General features: G+C 66.6%; 14 protein-coding genes. 9 read left to right on the top strand and 5 right to left on the bottom strand.

Annotated features, from left to right (window positions below; genetic code table 11):
* Complete coding sequence (locus tag IM708_RS00660; RefSeq protein WP_245242910.1) at positions 1-1431, bottom strand: pyridoxal-dependent decarboxylase; 1431 nt, start codon at positions 1429-1431, stop codon at positions 1-3.
* Positions 1432-1608: 177 nt separating this feature from the next.
* Between IM708_RS00660 and IM708_RS00655 the strand changes: the two genes are divergently transcribed.
* The 9 genes from IM708_RS00655 (at position 1609) to IM708_RS00615 (ending at position 12482) form a co-directional block, all read left to right on the top strand.
* The gene (locus tag IM708_RS00655) at positions 1609-2736 is read left to right on the top strand and encodes an MlaE family lipid ABC transporter permease subunit (protein ID WP_209424370.1); all 1128 of its coding nucleotides are present in this window, start codon (positions 1609-1611) and stop codon (positions 2734-2736) included.
* On the top strand, positions 2736-3518 hold the full coding sequence (locus tag IM708_RS00650; RefSeq protein ID WP_209424369.1) for an ABC transporter ATP-binding protein: 783 nt from the start codon (positions 2736-2738) through the stop codon (positions 3516-3518). Before IM708_RS00655 ends, IM708_RS00650 begins: the two co-directional genes overlap by 1 nt.
* A 2-nt stretch (positions 3519-3520) precedes the next feature.
* The gene (locus IM708_RS00645) at positions 3521-5653 is read left to right on the top strand and encodes an MlaD family protein (RefSeq protein WP_209424368.1); all 2133 of its coding nucleotides are present in this window, start codon (positions 3521-3523) and stop codon (positions 5651-5653) included.
* Positions 5650-6270 (top strand): ABC-type transport auxiliary lipoprotein family protein, encoded by a 621-nt coding sequence (locus IM708_RS00640; RefSeq protein ID WP_209424367.1) that lies wholly within the window; start codon positions 5650-5652, stop codon positions 6268-6270. The genes IM708_RS00645 and IM708_RS00640 overlap by 4 nt, the downstream gene beginning before the upstream one ends.
* A 27-nt stretch (positions 6271-6297) precedes the next feature.
* On the top strand, positions 6298-6750 hold the full coding sequence (tsaA, locus tag IM708_RS00635) for a tRNA (N6-threonylcarbamoyladenosine(37)-N6)-methyltransferase TrmO (protein ID WP_209424366.1): 453 nt from the start codon (positions 6298-6300) through the stop codon (positions 6748-6750).
* A 108-nt stretch (positions 6751-6858) separates the two neighbouring features.
* A complete protein-coding gene (locus IM708_RS00630) occupies positions 6859-7824 on the top strand; it encodes a TAXI family TRAP transporter solute-binding subunit (protein WP_209424365.1) in 966 nt (321 codons plus the stop codon).
* A 164-nt stretch (positions 7825-7988) separates the two neighbouring features.
* A complete protein-coding gene (locus tag IM708_RS00625) occupies positions 7989-10703 on the top strand; it encodes a TRAP transporter permease (RefSeq protein WP_209424364.1) in 2715 nt (904 codons plus the stop codon).
* A gap of 11 nt (positions 10704-10714) precedes the next feature.
* Positions 10715-11140 (top strand): universal stress protein, encoded by a 426-nt coding sequence (locus IM708_RS00620; protein ID WP_209424363.1) that lies wholly within the window; start codon positions 10715-10717, stop codon positions 11138-11140.
* Positions 11141-11153: 13 nt separating this feature from the next.
* Complete coding sequence (locus IM708_RS00615; protein ID WP_209424362.1) at positions 11154-12482, top strand: aspartate aminotransferase family protein; 1329 nt, start codon at positions 11154-11156, stop codon at positions 12480-12482.
* A gap of 183 nt (positions 12483-12665) precedes the next feature.
* Here the strand turns inward: IM708_RS00615 and IM708_RS00610 are convergent, their stop codons facing one another.
* Genes IM708_RS00610 through IM708_RS00595 form a run of 4 tightly spaced genes read right to left on the bottom strand, consistent with a single transcriptional unit; the run spans position 12666 to position 18048 of the window.
* Positions 12666-13055, bottom strand: a complete 390-nt coding sequence (locus tag IM708_RS00610) for an MAPEG family protein (protein WP_209424361.1) — start codon at positions 13053-13055, stop codon at positions 12666-12668.
* Positions 13052-13450 (bottom strand): MAPEG family protein, encoded by a 399-nt coding sequence (locus IM708_RS00605; RefSeq protein WP_209424360.1) that lies wholly within the window; start codon positions 13448-13450, stop codon positions 13052-13054. The genes IM708_RS00610 and IM708_RS00605 overlap by 4 nt, the downstream gene beginning before the upstream one ends.
* A complete protein-coding gene (odhB, locus tag IM708_RS00600; protein ID WP_209424359.1) occupies positions 13450-15072 on the bottom strand; it encodes a 2-oxoglutarate dehydrogenase complex dihydrolipoyllysine-residue succinyltransferase in 1623 nt (540 codons plus the stop codon). The genes IM708_RS00605 and odhB overlap by 1 nt, the downstream gene beginning before the upstream one ends.
* Positions 15073-15075: 3 nt before the next feature.
* Positions 15076-18048, bottom strand: coding sequence for a 2-oxoglutarate dehydrogenase E1 component (locus IM708_RS00595; protein ID WP_209424358.1), 2973 nt, complete (start codon positions 18046-18048; stop codon positions 15076-15078).
* Positions 18049-18069 lie beyond the last annotated feature (21 nt).

Raw genomic sequence — 18069 nt, 5'->3', positions numbered from 1 at the left:
TCATGAAAGTTCGGCCAGCACGTCGCCGGCTAGCTGGATGTCGGCCTGGGTCGCGGCGAAGGCGCCGACCTGAAAGCGCAGGACGATCTGCCCGTCGACGCGGGTCTGCGTCAGGTAGATGCGTCCATCGTCATTGATCCGGCCGAGATAGGCGATCTGCGCGTCGTCCCCCTGCCCCTTCAGGCGGAAGGTGAAGAGCGAGAGCACCGGTTCGGTCACGATCTCGAACCGCGGATCGGCGCGCAGGCGCGCGGCCAGGGCGACGGACCAGCGGACATGATCGCGGATCATCGCGCGCAACCCGTCGAGGCCGTAGTATCGCAGCACGAACCAGAGTTTCAGCGCCCGAAACCGGCGGCCCAGCGGGATCGACCATTCGGAATAGTCGATGACGCCATCGGCGCCGTGGGTCTTCAGATACTCCGGCCGGATGGCGAGGGTGCGCACCAGATCGTCGGGGGCGCGGACGAAATGGGCGGCGCAATCGAAATGCGCGCCCAGCCACTTGTGGGGGTTCATGACGACCGAATCCGCCCCCTCGACCCCTTCCCAGAGCGTGCGGAACTCGGGGCAGATCATCGCCGAGCCGGCCCAGGCGGCGTCGACATGGGTATATAGCCCCGCCGCCCGCGCCACCGGCAGCAGATCGCGCAGGTTGTCGCAAGCCCCCGCCCCCGTCGCGCCGATACAGGCGATCAGGCCCGCGGGCAGATGCCCGTCCGCGTGGTCCCGGGCGATGGCGGCGCGCAGGTCGGCGGGATCGATGGACCGGCCCGGCCCGCTGGCGGGAAGCCGCACGAGGTTTTCGCTGCCGATGCCGGCGACCCACGCCGCGCGTTCGACGGAGGAATGCGCCTCGACCGAGACATAGAGGCGCAGCCGCTTCTGCCCCGAAAGGCCCTGCGCGTTGCCCTGCCAGTCCAGCGCGCGCTCGCGCATGACAAGAACCGCCGCCAGCGTCGCCGAGGACGCGCTGTCCTGGATCACGCCCTGGAAGCTTTCGGGCAGTCCCAGGGCCTGGCGCAGCCAGTCCAGCACATGCGTTTCCAGCTCCGTCGCCGACGGAGAGGTCTGCCAGAGCATGCATTGTGGGGCGAGGATGGCGGTGACGAACTCGGCGAGGATCGAGGGGGGCGCGGCATTGGCCGGGAAATAGGCGAAAAAACGCGGGTGCTGCCAATGCGTGAGGCCGGGCATCACATGCGTTTCCAGATCGGCCCAGATCGCCGCCATCGGCTCGGCCGTCTCGGGCGGGGCGGGGGGCAGCGCCGCGCGCAGGCGGCCGGGCTGCAGCGGGGCGCGCACGGGACGGTCGCGCAGGTCGCGATGATACGCGGCGCCCCAGTCGGCGATGCGGCGGCCCCAGTCGGCCAGCACGTCCCAATCCGGAGCGGGCCGGGTGTCGGTGGATGCGGGGGGTGTGTCGGGCAAGTCCAGCCTCCTGCGCTGCGTGGCGGGGACAGGGTACGGCGTGGATGCGGGCGCGAAAACCACTTTCCGGCAGGCCTGCCACATTCCGGTGTCGCGGGGGAAGATGGCGGGCTATTGAGTTGACCGCACGCGGTTTTGCCCACAAGACACGGGATGCAGTCGCGTCGTGGACGGTGGATGACCGAGCACCAGGTGCAGATCGAGGAGGGGGACGAGGACGGCACGCGCGTGCTGCGTCTTTCCGGCGATCTGTCGGTGCAGACGCTGGGCAAGGTCGAACCCGTGCTCGCCCGGCACGATGCCGGGGTTCCCCTGAAACTCGACCTGTCGGATGTGGACCGCTTCGACACGGCGGGCGCCTGGGCGATCGCGCAGCTTCAGGTCCGGATGGAGGCGGCCGGCAGCGCGCTGGAACTGAGCGGCGCGGACAGCCGCCAGCGCCAGCTTCTTGAAACCGTTACGGCCGCGCTTCCGCAGCCCCCCGAAGAAACCCCGCGCCGGCGTGGCCTTCTGGAGATGCTGGATGCATTGGGGCGCGCGACCGTGTCCGCGGGGCTTTTCCTGGCCGAGCTGTCGCATGTCCTGGGCCTGTTCCTGGGGCGACTGGCCCGCAGCCTGCTGCAGCCGCGGCGCCTGCGGTGGACCGCGCTGGTCGCGCATTGCCAGGATGTCGGCTGGCGGGCGATCCCGATCGTGTCGCTGATGGCCTTCCTGATTGGTGTCGTGCTGGCCTTTCAGGGGTCGGTCCAGTTGCGCCAGTTCGGGGTCGAGGTCTTCGTCGTCGACCTGATTGCCATCTCGATCCTGCGCGAGTTGGGGATCCTGCTGACCGCGATCATCGTCGCGGGGCGGACGGCATCGGCGTTCACCGCCGCCATCGGTTCGATGAAGATGCGCGAGGAGATCGACGCAATGCAGACGCTGGGCATCGACCCGGCCGAGGCGCTGTTCCTGCCGCGGATCCTGGCGCTTTTGCTGATGCTGCCGATCCTGGGGCTGATCGCCAACCTGATGGGGCTTTTCGGCGGGCTGGTCATGTCGTGGATCGAACTGGGCATTTCGCCGGCGATGTTCATCACCCGTCTGGTCGAGGGCACCAGTATCGACCACGTGATCGTCGGCATGGTCAAGGCGCCGGTCTTCGCCATCATCATCGGCGTGGTCGGGGTGCATGGCGGCATGAAGGTGGAATCGAACGCCGAGTCGCTGGGCCGGATGACCTCGGCCTCGGTGGTGACGGCGATCTTCGCGGTGATCGTCGCCGACGCGATGTTCTCGATCTTCTTTGCCCGGCTGGGCATGTGATGGCGGACCGCGAACCCAACATCCGCCTGCGCGGCATCCGTAACGCCTTTGGCGCAGATGTCGTGCATGACGATCTGGAACTCGACATCTTTCCGGGCGAGATTGTCGGTATCGTCGGCGGATCGGGCACCGGCAAATCGGTGCTGCTGCGCACGATCACGGGGCTAAGGCGTCCGCAGGCAGGCACGATCGAGCTCTTCGGGCAGGATGCCCTGAACGCCGACGAGGATACGCGCGCCACGATCGACCGGCGCATGGGCGTCATGTTCCAGGATGGCGCACTCTTTTCGGCGTTGACCGTGCGGGAGAACGTCGAAGTGCCCCTGCGCAATGTGGACGACCTGTCGGCGCGAATGCGCGCGGAACTGGCCGACCTGAAGATCTCGCTTTCGGGACTGCCCTACACGGCCGGCGACAAGTATCCGTCCGAACTGTCGGGCGGGATGCGCAAGCGCGCGGGACTGGCGCGCGCGCTGGCGCTGGACCCCGAAATCGTCTTTCTGGACGAGCCGACCGCGGGCCTCGATCCGATCGGGGCGGCGGGCTTCGACACCCTGATCCGAAAGCTGTCACGCACGCTGGGGTTGACTGTCTTTCTCGTGACGCATGATCTAGACACGTTACATGCAACCTGTGACCGCATCGCGGTGTTGGCTGAAAAGAAAGTGCTGGTGACCGGGACAATGGCCGAGATGCTGGAAGTCGACCACCCTTGGGTGCATGAGTATTTCCACGGCCCGCGCGCACGCGCGGCGCTGGCCACGATGGAAGGGAAAGCCTGAGGATGGAAACCCGCGCCAACTATGTGCTTATCGGCGCCTTCGCATTGGCCGGTTTCATCGGGCTTCTGGCATTCCTTCTGGTCTTTGCCCGGATCGAGCTTGACCGCCAGTTCGACTATTACGAGGTGCGGTTCAGTTCGGTCGCCGGTCTGAGCCGCGCGTCCGAGGTGCGTTTCGCCGGCCTGCCGGTGGGCCAGGTGGTCGATGTGCGCCTGGCTTCGGAACGCGACGGATCGGTCCTTGTCCGACTGGAGGTCGGCGGCGACGTGCCCGTGCGCACAGACAGCGAAGCAACGATCGAGATGATGGGTGTAACCGGCGTGTCGTATGTCGGCATCAGTGCCGGCTCGCCCGAAGCGCCGATCCTGACGCAGGACGAAGGCATCCCCGAGATCCCCGCCGGCCGCTCGGTCCTGCAGACGCTGACCGAAGACGCGCCGGAAATCCTGGCAGAGGCGCTGACCCTCGTTCGTCAGGTCAGCGAACTTTTCGACGCGAGCAACCAGCAGAAGGTGCAGAACATCCTCGACAACCTGGAGCGTTCTTCGGAGGAGTTGAGCCAGGCGCTGATCGACTTCGCCGGCGTCAGCCAGACCGTCGGACAGGCCACCGCCGACATCGCCTATTTCACCACGATCCTGGAACCCGTGGTCGAGGGCGCCGAGGCGACGCTTCTGCGCATAGATACCGCGCTGGAAACCTATACCGCGCTCGGCGCCCGCGCGATCGAGGTGCTGGAGGAAGGCGACGAGGTGCTTCTGGCCGGACAGCGGGCACTGGAGGCCGCGGGAACCTTCCTCGAGACCGAACTGCCGGTGCTGGTGCGCGAACTGACGGCGACAAGCGAGACGGCACAGATCCAGATCGACCGGATCGGGGCGCAGGCGGAAGCGCTGATGGCGGGGTTCACGGAAACCGGCACACTCGCCAACGAACGGCTGGCGGAAGTTGCCGCCACCATAGCCGCCGCCGACGCCGCGCTGGCCGAACTGAGCGGTACGATGGCGACGGTGAGCCAGGCGGCGGAGAGCGTCGACACGCTGATCGCGGGTGAATCGACGCAGGCGACGCTGGCCCGGCTCGATACGGCGCTGGAAACCTACACCACGCTGGGCACGCGCGCGACCGAAGTGCTGAACGAAAGCGATGCGGTGATCGAGGCCGGGCGGCGCGCCTTGGTCGCGCTGGAGGGCGTGGCGGCGGGCGACGCGCCCGAATTGATCGCCGAACTGATCGCCACCAGCGAAGCGCTGCGCAGCCAGGTCGACCAACTGGGCGGGCAGGCGCAGACCCTGATGGCCGAATTGCAGGAAACCGGCGTTCTGGCCAGCGCGCGCCTACGCCAGGCCGAGGCCACGCTGACCGCCACCGATACCGCGCTGGCCGGCCTGTCGCAGACGCTCGACACGATGGAGCGCGCGGCCGGCAACTTCGACACGCTGATCACCGGCGAGGCGACGACGCTGGTTTCCGAGACCCGCGCGATGATCTCCGACGCGAACGAGGCGGTCGAGGTCATCAGCCGGGCGGCGCAGGAGGATCTGCCGTCGATCGTCGCCGACATCCGGGGCGCGACCGAGACGGCGAACCGCGTGATCGCCGATGTCGGCAGCAACCTGATCGAAGCCAGCGTTCGTTTCGACGACGTGGCCGAGGCGACGGAAGCGGCGCTTGCGCAGGTCACCGCCACCTTTGCGCGCGCCAACACCACGCTCGAAGCGGTGGACCGCGCGCTGGTCACCGGCGAGCGGACGCTGGAGGTGGCCGAGCGCGCCTTCGCCGGCGCCGAACGCGTGATCGACGAGGAGATCGGGACGCTGACCGCCGATCTGCGCGCGACGCTCGACCGACTGGACGGGGCTGTCGCACGGGTATCCGAAGACATTCCCGAGGTCAGTGCCAGCCTGCGCGCCGCCGCCGCAAGCGCCGAGGAGGCATTCGCCGAACTCGGACGCATGGTCAGCGCGTCGGGCGGGCCGGTGCGCGACTTCACCACGCGCGCCCTGCCCCAGTTCACCCAGCTTGCGCGCGAAACGCGCACGCTGATCACCAATCTTGACCGGCTCACGCGGCAGATCGAGCGCAATCCCGCGCGCTTCTTTCTTGGCAGCCAGGCCCCGGAGTTCAGACGATGATCCTTGCTCGCGCCTTACTCGCCGCCCTTGCTTTCGGCCTGCTGTCGGGTTGTGGTGGGCTTCTCGGGGGGGCGAGCACGCCACTCGAAGCCTACGACCTGCGCGCGCCGCAGGTTCCCTCGGTCGCGCGCACGACCGGCCGGTCGCTGGTCATCGAGACGCCGGGCGCCGGTGGCGCGCTGGCGACAGACCGGATCATGATCCGCCCGAACCCGCTGCAGGCGCAGTACCTGCCCGGCGTGCGCTGGACCGAGGAGGCGCCGGTCATGCTGCAGACGGTGATGCTGCGCGCCTTCGAGGACACGAACGCGCTGCGCTATGTCGGCCGCCGGCCGCTGGGCGGCTTCGGCGATGTGGTGCTGGTCAGCGAGCTGACCGACCTGCAGGCCGAGATCGGACCCGATGGCGCAGTGACCACGCGCCTGCGCATGTCGGCGCGGTTCGTGCGGGAAAGCGATGCCACGGTGCTGTCGAGCCGCAGTTTCCAGGCGGTGGTGCCGGTGGCCAGCAACGAGACGATGGATGTCGTCCGCGGCCTGAACGCCGCGTCGGATGCGGTGATCGGGGAACTGGTCCTGTGGCTTCTGGGTCAGATCGGCGTCCGGCCGACCAGCTGACCGCATCCGCCCCCGGGGAGACGCCTGATGACCCAACCGACGCGCAAGGACGAAGTGGCCGCCGACGCGCCGGTATCGGAAGACGCGACGCTGACCTTCATCGGCCGGATCGAAACCCCCTGGCCCCGACGCGAGGATTGTCCCCGCCGAGGGCGCCTCGACGGCCCGGAATGCACGCTGATCGTCGATCCGCCCTGGGACCGGGCGCTGGAAGGGATCGAGGGTTTTGAGGGGCTCGACATCCTCTATTGGCTGCACCAGTCCCGACGCGATCTGCTGATCCAGAACCCCGCGCATGCCGACCGGGTGCGCGGCACCTTCGCGCTGCGCTCGCCGATCCGTCCCAACCCGATCGGGCTCAGCCGGGTGCGACTTGTCCGGCGCGCGGGAAACCGGCTGGTGGTCCGCGGGCTGGATTGCGTCGACGGCACGCCGCTTCTGGACATCAAGCCCGAGACCTGCCCCGCCGCCGGAGCGTGAACTTCGGGCTTCAGTTGACTCTCGCGGCGCGATTGTTTCAACTTGATAGTGATCCCGCGGCCAACCCGTGGGAGCGACGGAAGCAACAAAAGACCTAGGGAGGTCCAAATGAACAAGACACTTCTGACGGGCGTAGCGGCTGCGGCACTTTTCGTGGGCGGCGCAGCCAGCGCGCAACAGACCTTCATCGGTATCGGCACCGGCGGCGTGACGGGCGTCTACTACCCGGTCGGCGGCGCCATCTGCCGGCTGGTCAACCGCGACCGGGCCGAGCATGGCATCCGCTGCGGCGTGGAATCGACCGGCGGGTCGGTGTTCAACGTCAACGCCATCCGCGCCGGCGAGCTGGAATTCGGCGTGGCGCAGTCGGACATCCAGTTTCACCTCTACAACGGCTCGGAAATGTTCGAGGCAGACGGCGCCTACGAGGATCTGCGCGCGATCTTCTCGCTGCACCCTGAACCCTTTACTGTCGTCGCGCGCTCGGACGCCGATATCTCGACCTTCGAGGATCTGCAGGGCAAGCGCGTGAACATCGGGAACCCCGGCTCGGGCCAGCGCGCCACGATGGACGTGGTTCTTGAGGCAATGGGCTGGACCACCGGCGACTTCGCCCAGGCCACCGAATTGCCGCCCGGCGAGCAGGCACTGGCGCTTTGCGACAACAACGTCGACGCCATCGTCTACACCGTCGGCCACCCGTCCGGCGCGATCCAGGAAGCGACGACCGCCTGCGACACGGTTCTAGTGAACGTCGACAATGACGAGATCCGCGCCCTGCTCGAAGATCGGTCGTATTACCGGATGGCGACGATCCCCGGCGGCATGTATCGCGGAACGGATAGCGACGTGACCACCTTCGGTGTCGGCGCGACCTTCGTCACCTCGGCGGCTGTGGACGAGGAGATTGTCTATCAGTTGACCCGCGCGATCTTCGAGAACTTCGACCAGTTCAAGGGCCTGCACCCGGCGCTGGAGATCCTCGAGCCCGAAACGATGGTCAGCGACGGCAATTCGGCGCCGCTGCACGCTGGCGCCGAACGCTACTACCGCGAGGCCGGGCTGCTCGAATGAGCGCCTTTCCGACCGCGCTTGCCGCGACGCGGCACGGCTGCTGACCGATTGAACGGCGCGCGGAGCGATCCGCGCGCCGTTTTCTTTTCTTGCCTGCCGAGGGGCGACGGTTAAGATCAACGGATCACAAGCCCGACATAACGGGCCAGGAACGGGGGAGCGTGATGGCGGACCGGAAGAGCGATACGAACCAGGATCGCAAGTTCACCGATGAGGACCTTCAGGATCTGGTTGCCAGCAGCGACTCGGGCGGGCGGGTGCCCACCAGCCGCGCCGTGGCGATCCTGATCGCGGCTGTCGCCTTCTTCTGGTCGGTCTTCCAGATCTGGATCGCCGATCCCCAGTTCTGGCTTGCCCAGCACATTCCCGGCCTGCGCATCATCGGTTCGGACCAGACACGCCCGATGCATCTGACGCTGGCCATGTTCCTCGCCTTCCTGGTCTATCCGGCGTTCAAGACCTCGCCTCGCGGCCACGTGCCGATCGGCGACTGGATCCTTGCCATCGTCGGCGCGGGCTGCGCCTTCTACGTCTTCTGGTTTTCGCGCGCCTTGTCCGACTCGGCGCGCCAGGGGCGCCTGACCGAATGGCAGACGGCCGATGTGCCAATCCTGAACAACTTCGAAGGGCTGTTCGGCACCGTGATCTATCCGCAGGTCATCGTCGGCACCATCGGGATCCTGCTGCTGCTCGAGGCGTCGCGCCGCGCGCTGGGGCCCGCCCTGACGATCGTCGCCGGCCTTTTCCTCGCCTATTCCTATTTCGGCACGGGCTGGCTGATCCCTGAACTGATCGAACACCCGGGCCGGTCGTTCAGCGCGACGGTCAACACGCAGTGGCTGTCGACCGAAGGCGTCTTCGGCATTCCGCTGGGCGTGTCTACGGCGTTTGTCTTCCTCTTCGTGCTTTTCGGCGCGCTTCTGGACAAGGCCGGGGCCGGCAACTACTTCATCAAGATGGCTTTTGCCGGCCTCGGGGGTCTGCGTGGCGGACCTGCCAAGGCGGCGGTCGTCGGTTCCGCGGCGACCGGGCTGATCTCGGGCTCGTCGATCGCCAACGTGGTGACCACCGGGACCTTCACCATTCCCCTGATGAAGCGCGTGGGTTTCAGCAGCGAAAAGGCCGGCGCGGTCGAGGTGGCGAGTTCGGTCAACGGGCAGATCATGCCGCCGGTGATGGGCGCCGCCGCCTTCCTGATGGTCGAATTCGTCGGCATCTCCTATCTGGACGTGATCAAGCACGCCTTTATTCCGGCGGCGATCTCGTACATCGCGCTGGTCTATATCGTCCATCTCGAGGCGCTGAAGAAGGACATGCCGGCACTGGGCGCAACGCCGAGCCTGCTGCGGATGTTCCTCAAGGTCGCGATCGGTTTCGTCGTCGCGGGGACGGCCTTCTACGGGGCGATCTGGGGCGTGAATACCTTGCGCACGGTCGCACCCGGCGTGTCGGATCCGATCGTGCTTCTGGTCGTTCTGGGGCTGTATCTGGGCGCGCTCTGGGTGGCCTCGGCGCGCGCGGATCTTCAAATGGACGATCCCAACGAAAAGGAAATCCGGCTGCCGGTGATGAGGGAGGTCGTGCCCACCGGCCTGCACTTCATCCTGCCGATCCTGGTGCTGGTCTGGTTCCTGATGGTCGAGCGGCAATCGCCAGCCAAGTCGGCCTATTTCGCGGTGATGACGATGCTGTTCATCATCCTCACCCAGCGCCCGATCAAGGCGCTGATGCGGGGCGAGGGCGAGCGATTCATGGAAGAGTTGAAAGCCGGTTTCGGCGATCTTCTGGAAGGCATGATCGGCGGGGCGCGCAACATGATCGGCATCGCCGTCGCCACCGGCGCGGCAGGCATGATCGTCGCCACCGTGACGCGCACGCCGATCGGCACGGAGCTTGCGGGGCTGGTCGAGATGCTGTCGGCCGGCAACCTCTTCATCATGCTGCTGCTGGTCGGGGTCTTCTCGCTGATCCTCGGGCTCGGGTTGCCGACGACGGCGAACTACATCGTCGTGTCGTCCCTCATGGCGACCGTCGTCGTCTCGCTCGGCGCGCAGGAGGGGCTGATCGTGCCGTTGATCGCGGCGCACCTCTTCGTGTTCTATTTCGGGATCATGGCGGATGTAACACCACCCGTGGGCCTTGCCAGTTTCGCCGCGGCGGCGGTTTCCGGCGGCGATCCGATCAAGACAGGCTTCACCGCCTTCTTCTACAGCCTTCGCACGGTCGCGCTGCCGTTCCTGTTCATCTACAATCCCGTCCTGATCCTCTATGGGGTCGACCTGGGGACGGCGGCGGGGATGATGCAGGCCGCGTTCGTCTTCGTCACCGCGACCTTCGCCATGCTTCTGTTCGCTGCCGCGACGCAGGGCTATTTCCTGGCGCCGTCGCGGATATGGGAAACCGTGGCGCTGCTGCTGGTGGCCTTCACGCTTTTTGTGCCGAACTTCTGGCTCAATCGCGTTCAGCCCGCTTTCGAGACCTTGCCGGCGACGCAGTTCGAGGCGGCCTTGCAGGAAGCCGAACCCGGCGACCGGTTGCGCGTCATTGTCGAGGGGCCGAGTTTCACCACAGGTCAGCCGACGCGAACCACGCTGCCGGTGGACGTCGACGAAACCCCGCCCGATCAGCGGCTTGATCAGAGCGGTCTCTGGCTGATGCCCGAGGACGACATCGTGGTGATGGACGAACCGATGCTGGGCACGCCCTATGCCGATGCGTTGTCGGGCTTCGACTTCTACGGCACCGATCCCGTGACCATCGCCGAGGTCCAGCGCCCGGCGGACCGCTTGCCGGCACAGGTCTTCTACATCCCTGCCCTGCTCTTGCTCGCATTCGTCATCTTCATGCAGCGCCGCCGCCAGACCAAGCCCGCCTTCTGAGGAGGAGACCGATGCCCAAGACGATCCTGTTGCCGATCGACATGTCGGACGAGGCGAGCTGGCGCAAGTCACTGGCCGAAGCGCTGACGCTACTGCACGATGGCGGCGTGCTGCATGTCGCCACCGTCCTGCCCGACTTCGGGCTGGTGCAGGTTTCGGGCTTCTTCAGCAAGGACTTCGAGCGCGAGGCGCTGCACCAGATGGGTGTAGAGTTGACCGAATGGGTGAATGCCCATGTGCCCCGCGAGGTCGAGGTGCATCCCCATGTGCTTCATGGCAAGATCTACGACGAGATCCTGCGCGCCGCCGACAAGCTGGGCGCGGACGTGATCGTGATGGGGTCGCACCGGCCTGAATTCAAGGACTACCTGCTGGGTCCGAACGCGGCGCGCGTCATGCGCCATGCCCGGCAGTCAGTCTATATCGTGAGGAACTGAAAAGGGGCAGCCGATGCCGGGACATATCTTCGGGCGCACCACCAGGGGCAACCTGCCCGTCGCCGACAAGGGCGACGGCGCCTATATCATCGACGCGGCGGGCAAGCGATATCTCGACGGATCGGGCGGCGCGGCGGTCTCCTGCCTGGGGCATTCCGACCCCGATGTCCGCGCGGCCCTGCACGCGCAGCTCGACCGGATCGCCTTTGCCCATACCGGCTTCTTCACCACCGCGGCCGCCGAGACGCTGGCGGACCTGCTGATCGAGCAGGCTCCCGCGGGGATCGACCGGGTCTATCTGGTCTCCGGCGGCTCCGAAGCGGTCGAGGCGTCGATCAAGCTGGCGCGCCAGTACTTCCTGGAGATCGGCGAGCCACAGCGGCACCGGGTCATTGCCCGCCGCCAGAGCTATCACGGCAACACCCTGGGCGCGCTGGCCGCCGGTGGCAATCTCTGGCGCCGCGCGCAGTTCGCCCCGCTTCTGGCCGAGGTCAGCCACATCGCGCCCTGCTACGAATACCGCGACCGCCGCGATGACGAGGGGCTGGAAGCCTACGGCCGGCGCATCGCCGACGAGCTGGAGAGCGAGATCCTCGCGCTTGGTCAGGACACGGTCATGGCCTTCATCTGCGAGCCGGTGGTCGGCGCGACGGCGGGCGCGGTGCCGGCGGTGCCGGGCTACCTGAAGCGGATCCGCCAGATCTGCGACAAGTATGGCGTGCTGTTGATTTTCGACGAGGTGATGTGCGGCATGGGGCGGACCGGCTACCTCTTCGCCTGCGAGGAGGACGACGCCGCCCCCGACATGATCACCATCGCCAAGGGGCTGGGCGCGGGCTACCAGCCGATCGGCGCGCTGCTGACCAGCGCGAAGATCTATGACGCGATCGCGGCGGGCTCGGGCTTCTTCCAGCACGGGCATACCTACATGGGCCACGCGATGGCGGCTGCCGGCGCCGGCGCCGTTCTGCGCGCGATCCGCGAGCGGGGCCTTCTGCAGCAGGTGCGAGACCGGGGCGAGGAGTTGGACGCGGCGCTGCGCGCCCGGTTCGGCCAGCACCCGCATGTCGGCGACATCCGCGGCCGCGGGCTGTTCCGCGGGCTCGAGTTCGTCGAGGACCGCGAGACGAAGGCCCCCTTCGATCCCGCGCGCAAGCTGCACGCCCGGATCAAGGCCGCGGCCCTGGACGAGGGGCTGATCTGCTACCCGATGGGCGGCACGATCGACGGCGCGCTCGGCGACCACGTCCTTCTGGCGCCGCCCTTCATCGTGACGTCCGACCAGGTGGGTGAACTGACCGACAAGCTGGGCCGCGCGGTCGACCGGGCGCTTGCCGCCTGAGCGGCGATCAGGGGATTCGCGACGGCTGCTCAAGCTTGAGCATTCGTACAATCCATTGATTTCTAATAGTTCCTTGTTTTTTGTTAACCGAATCGAAAGCTGTTTCAAACACCCAAGAGGGGGGTCCCATAGCGAGCACGGCGCACGCAAAGCCGAACGCGCCGTCCATGTCGATCCCGCAGCTCAGAACAGCGCGGCGAGCAGCATGGCCAGGGTGGCGAGAAACCCGACCGCCCAGATCACCGAGCGCCAAGGCGTCCAGCCCAGGGCATAGGCGGGCAGATAGAGCACGCGCGCGGCCAGATAGGCCCAGGCACAGCCGGCCGTGAAGCCACTCGCGCTGCCCGAAAGCGTCACCGCGACCACCGCGATGGTAAAGAGCGTCAGCCCCTCGAAGTGATTGGCAAGCGCACGCTGCAGCCGGCCGGCGACACCTGTCAGCGGCCGCTCCTTGTCGCGGGGGGACGTGGAATAGCCAAGACCGACCTGAAGGTTGGCCGTGATGGAAAAGACCACATATTGCAGAACCTGCAGCAGGCCCGCGAGGATCAGCACAAGGATTTCCGGGCTCATGGAAACACCACCCCTCCCAGCATGAGGACAAGTCCGATCGTCGCCACCAGCCACGCGGCACTGCGCAGATACGGGACGCCCGAAACATAGGCAGGCAAGTAGACAAAACGTCCCGCCAGATAGGCCCCGGCGCCGACCTCGATCCAGATGCCGCCACGCTGCGCGACATGTGCTGCCAGCATCAGGACGAGAAAGGTCGGCGTCGTTTCAAGAAAGTTGTGCAAGGCGCGCGTCGCACGCCCGGCCAACGCCCCAGGCTGGACCGCGGTGTCGCGCGCGCCCATGGTCCAGGCGTTGCCGACCGACGCTTTCAGAAGCAGCGACTGGGTCCCGACATGGAGCAGCGAGAGCAGCGCGAAGCCCGTCAGCACGTAAGTGGCGATGCCAATGTCCATCAAAGATCCATCAGCAACCGCCGTGGGTCCTCCAGCGCCTCTTTCACCCGCACCAGGAACGTCACCGCGCCCTTGCCGTCGACGATCCGGTGGTCGTAGCTCAGCGCCAGGTACATCATCGGGCGGATGACGATCTGCCCCTTCTCCACCATTGGACGGTCCTGGATCTTGTGCATCCCCAGGATCCCCGACTGCGGCGGGTTCAGGATCGGGCTGGACATGAGGCTGCCATACACGCCGCCGTTCGAGATGGTGAAACTGCCGCCCTGCATCTCGGCCATCGACAGCTTGCCGTCGCGGGCCCGCGCGCCCAACTCGCCGATCCGCTTCTCGATCGCGGCAAAGCCCATCTGATCGGCATCGCGCACCACCGGCACCACCAGCCCCGAGGGCGTGCCGACGGCCACGCCCATGTGGACGTAGTTCTTGTAGACCACGTCCTGGCCGTCGATCTCGGCATTGACCTCGGGAACTTCCTTCAGCGCGTGGCAGCAGGCCTTCACGAAGAAGGACATGAAACCCAGCTTCACGCCGTGCTTCTTCTCGAAGGCCTCCTTGTAGGCGTTGCGCAACTCCATGACCGTCGTCATGTCCACCTCGTTGTAGGTGGTCAGCATCGCCGCGGTGTTCTGCGCATCCTTCAGGCGGCGCGCGATGGTGGCGCGCAGGCGGGTCATCTTCACCCGTTCCTCGCGCGCGGCGTCCTCGGCCGCGACCGGCGCCCGCGAGGTGCCCGATGGGGCAGCGGGGGCGGGCACGGTCGGCGAAGCCGCCGGGGCCGACGCCGCCGCGGCGATGGCCTTCTGCACGTCTTCCTTCATCACCCGTCCGTCGCGGCCGGATCCCTCGACCTTGTCGCGGTCCACGCCCTTTTCCGCCATCAACTTCTTTGCCGAGGGCGCGTCCTCGACATCCGCCCGGCCGGACGATCCCTCCTTGTCGGACGAACCGGCCTTCTCGGACTTCTTCTCGACGGCGGCGTCGTCCTTGGTGGCGGGCTTCGCGGCCACCGCCCCGCCGATCACCGCCAGATCGCCGCCGGCGGCAACGGTCTCGCCCGCATCGGCCAGGATCTCGCTCAGGGTGCCCGCGACCGGCGCCGGCACCTCGACCGAGACCTTGTCGGTCTCCAGTTCGCACAGCATCTCGTCCTGTGCGACGGTGTCGCCCACCTTCTTGAACCAGGTCGCGACCGTGGCCTCTGACACGCTTTCGCCCAGTGCCGGGACCTGGACGGTGACCGACTTGCCGTCGTCCTTGGCGCCGCCCTCATCCCCGTCGGACGGCTTCTCGGCCTCCGACGCCTTCTTCGCGGCGGGCTTCTCGGCCTTCTCTGCCTTCTCCGCGCTCGGGCGTTCCTTGGTCTCCTCGGGACCGGCAGCGCCTTCCTCGGCGATCGTCGCCAGAAGCGCGTTGACGCCGACCGTCTCGCCCTCGGTGGCGACGATCTCGCTGAGCACGCCTGCGGCGGGTGCGGGGACTTCCACCGTCACCTTGTCGGTTTCCAGTTCGCACAGCATTTCGTCAGCCGCGACGATGTCGCCCGGCTTCTTGAACCAGGTGGCGATGGTGGCTTCCGATACGCTCTCGCCCAGGGTGGGTACGCGGACTTCGATGCTCATTCTTCACTTCCCCTCGAAAGACAGCGCCTCGTTCACCAGCGCCTCCTGTTGTGCCTTGTGCCTGGAGGCCAGCCCCGTCGCGGGGGACGCCGCCGCGCTGCGCCCGACATAGCGCGGGCGGGTCTGCTTTGCGTCGATCTGGTTCAGGACCCACTCCAGGTTCGGCTCCATGAAGAACCAGGCGCCCTGGTTCTTCGGCTCTTCCTGGCACCAGATCACCTCGGCCGACTTGAAGCGGCCCAGTTCCTGCCGCAGCGACTGCGCCGGCAGCGGATAGATCTGCTCGACCCGCAGCAGGTAGATGTCGTCGATGCCGCGCGCGTCGCGTTCGGCCAGCAGGTCGAAATAGACCTTGCCCGAACAGAGCACGACGCGGCGGATCTTGTTGTCCGGCTTCAGTTTCGTGTCCGAGTTGCCCTTCTCGGCATCGTCCCAGAGCACCCGGTGAAAGGTCGAGCCGTCGGTGAAATCCTCGGCCCGGCTGATGCAGAGCGGGTGGCGCAGCAGCGACTTCGGCGTCATCAGGATCAGCGGCTTGCGGAAGTCGCGGTGCATCTGCCGGCGCAGGACATGGAAGTAGTTGGCCGGCGTCGTGCAGTTGGCGACGATCCAGTTCTCCTCGGCCGAGTTCTGCAGGAAGCGTTCCAGCCGCGCCGAGGAATGCTCGGGCCCCTGCCCCTCGAACCCATGCGGCAGCAGGCAGACAAGCCCCGACATGCGCAGCCATTTCGCCTCGCCCGAGCTGATGAACTGGTCAAACATGATCTGCGCGCCGTTGGCGAAATCGCCGAACTGCGCTTCCCACATGACCAGCGCGTTGGGCTCGGCCAGCGAATAGCCGTATTCGAACCCGAGCACGGCATATTCCGACAGCATCGAATCGATGACCTCGTAGCGCGACTGCCCGGCGCGGATATGGTTGAGCGGATAGTACCGCTCCTCCGTCGTCTGGTCGACGAGCGCCGAATGGCGCTGGCTGAAGGTGCCGCGGGCGCTGTCCTGACCGGCCAGCCGCACCGGGAACCCCTCGACCAGGAGAGAGCCGAAGGCCAGCGCCTCGGCGGTCGACCAGTCAAAACCCTCGCCGGAGTCGAACATCTTCTGCTTGGAGCCAAGCTGGCGCGCGACCGTCTTGTGCAGGTCGAAGTCGCCGGGGGAACGGGTGATCGCGGCGCCGATCTCAGCCAGCGTCGGCGCGGAAATCCAGGTCTGCCCGCGCTGGTAATTCTCGCCTTCCTTCGGTTTCATCGCCTTCCAGCGGCCATCGAGCCAGTCGGCCTTGTTGGGGCGGAACTCCTTTCCGGCTTCGAACTCTTCGTTCAGATGCGCCTGAAAGGCGGCCTTCATGTCGTCGATCTCACCCTCGGGGATCAACCCGTCCTCGATCAGACGTTCGGTATAGAGCTGCAGCGTCGTCTTGTGCCGCTTGATGCGATTGTACATCTGCGGGTTGGTGAACATCGGCTCGTCGCCTTCGTTGTGACCGAAGCGGCGATAGCAGAAGACATCGAGGACCACGTCCTTGCTGAACTGCTGGCGGAACTCGATGGCGACCCGGGCGGCATGCACCACGGCCTCGGGGTCGTCGCCGTTGACGTGAAAGATCGGCGCCTCGACCATCAGGGCGATGTCGGTGGGATAGGGCGACGAGCGCGAGAAATGCGGCGCCGTCGTGAACCCGATCTGGTTGTTGACGATGATATGGATCGTGCCGCCGGTCCGGTGCCCGCGCAGCCCCGACATCCCGAAACATTCCGCGACCACGCCCTGTCCGGCAAAGGCCGCGTCGCCGTGCAGCAGGATGGGCAGCACCGCGCGACGCTCCGGATCGTTGAGCTGGTCCTGCTTGGCGCGCACCTTGCCCAGAACGACCGGGTTGACCGCCTCGAGGTGGCTGGGGTTCGCCGTCAGCGACAGGTGCACGACGTTGCCGTCGAACTCGCGGTCGGACGAGGCGCCGAGGTGATATTTCACATCGCCCGAACCGTCGACATCCTCGGGCTTGAAGCTGCCGCCCTGAAACTCGTTGAAGATCGCGCGATAGGGCTTGCCCATCACGTTCGCCAGCACGCTCAGCCGCCCGCGGTGCGGCATGCCGATCGCGATCTCGCGCACACCCAGCGCGCCGCCGCGCTTGATGATCTGCTCCATCGCCGGGATCAGCGCCTCGCCACCGTCGAGGCCGAAGCGCTTGGTGCCCATGTACTTCACGTGCAGGAACTTCTCGAAACCCTCGGCCTCGACCAGCTTGTTGAGGATCGCGCGGCGACCGCGGCGGGTAAAGTGGATCTCCTTGCCGTAACCTTCGATCCGTTCCTTCAACCAGGCCGCCTGGACCGGGTCCGAGATATGCATGAACTGAAGCGCGAAAGTGCCGCAGTAGGTCCGCTTCAGGATGTCGATGATCTGCCGAAGCGTCGCAACCTCCAGCCCGAGGACATTGTCGATGAAGATCGGGCGGTCGTAATCCGCCTCGGTAAAGCCGTAGGACCTGGGGTCCAGTTCGGGATGCGGGTCCTCGTCGCGCATGCCCAGCGGATCCAGCTCCGCCACCAGATGGCCGCGGATGCGGTAGGCGCGGATGATCATCAGCGCCCGCAGGCTGTCGACGACGGCGCGCTGCACCTGGCGGTCGCTCAACTCGACCCCCGAATCCTGCGCCTTCGCGCGGATCTTGTCGCCCGCCGCCTTGCCCTCGCGTCCTGCGGGCGTCGCGGGCCATTCCCCGGTCAAAGCCGCGGTCAGGTCATCCGTCGGCGACGGCGGCCAGTCAGGCCGCGCCCAGCTTGGCCCCGAGGCCTGCCGAGTGGCATCCGCCGGGTCGTCATCCAGCGTCCGGAAAAATGCCGCCCATTGCGCATCGACGCTATCGGGGTTCTGCGCGTAGCGCGCGTGCATCTGGTCGATATAGTCGGCGTTCGCCCCCTGCAGGAAGCTGGACGCGTGGAACTGTTCGTTGGGAGAATGCTCGGTCATTGCTGCCCCTGTGCGTAACTG

Origin of the sequence: Pararhodobacter sp. SW119 (genome assembly GCF_017811755.1) — a bacterium.
Lineage (GTDB): Bacteria > Pseudomonadota > Alphaproteobacteria > Rhodobacterales > Rhodobacteraceae > Pararhodobacter.
Note: the sequence above shows the minus strand (reverse complement) of the source record. Positions and strands in the feature narration are given on the sequence as shown.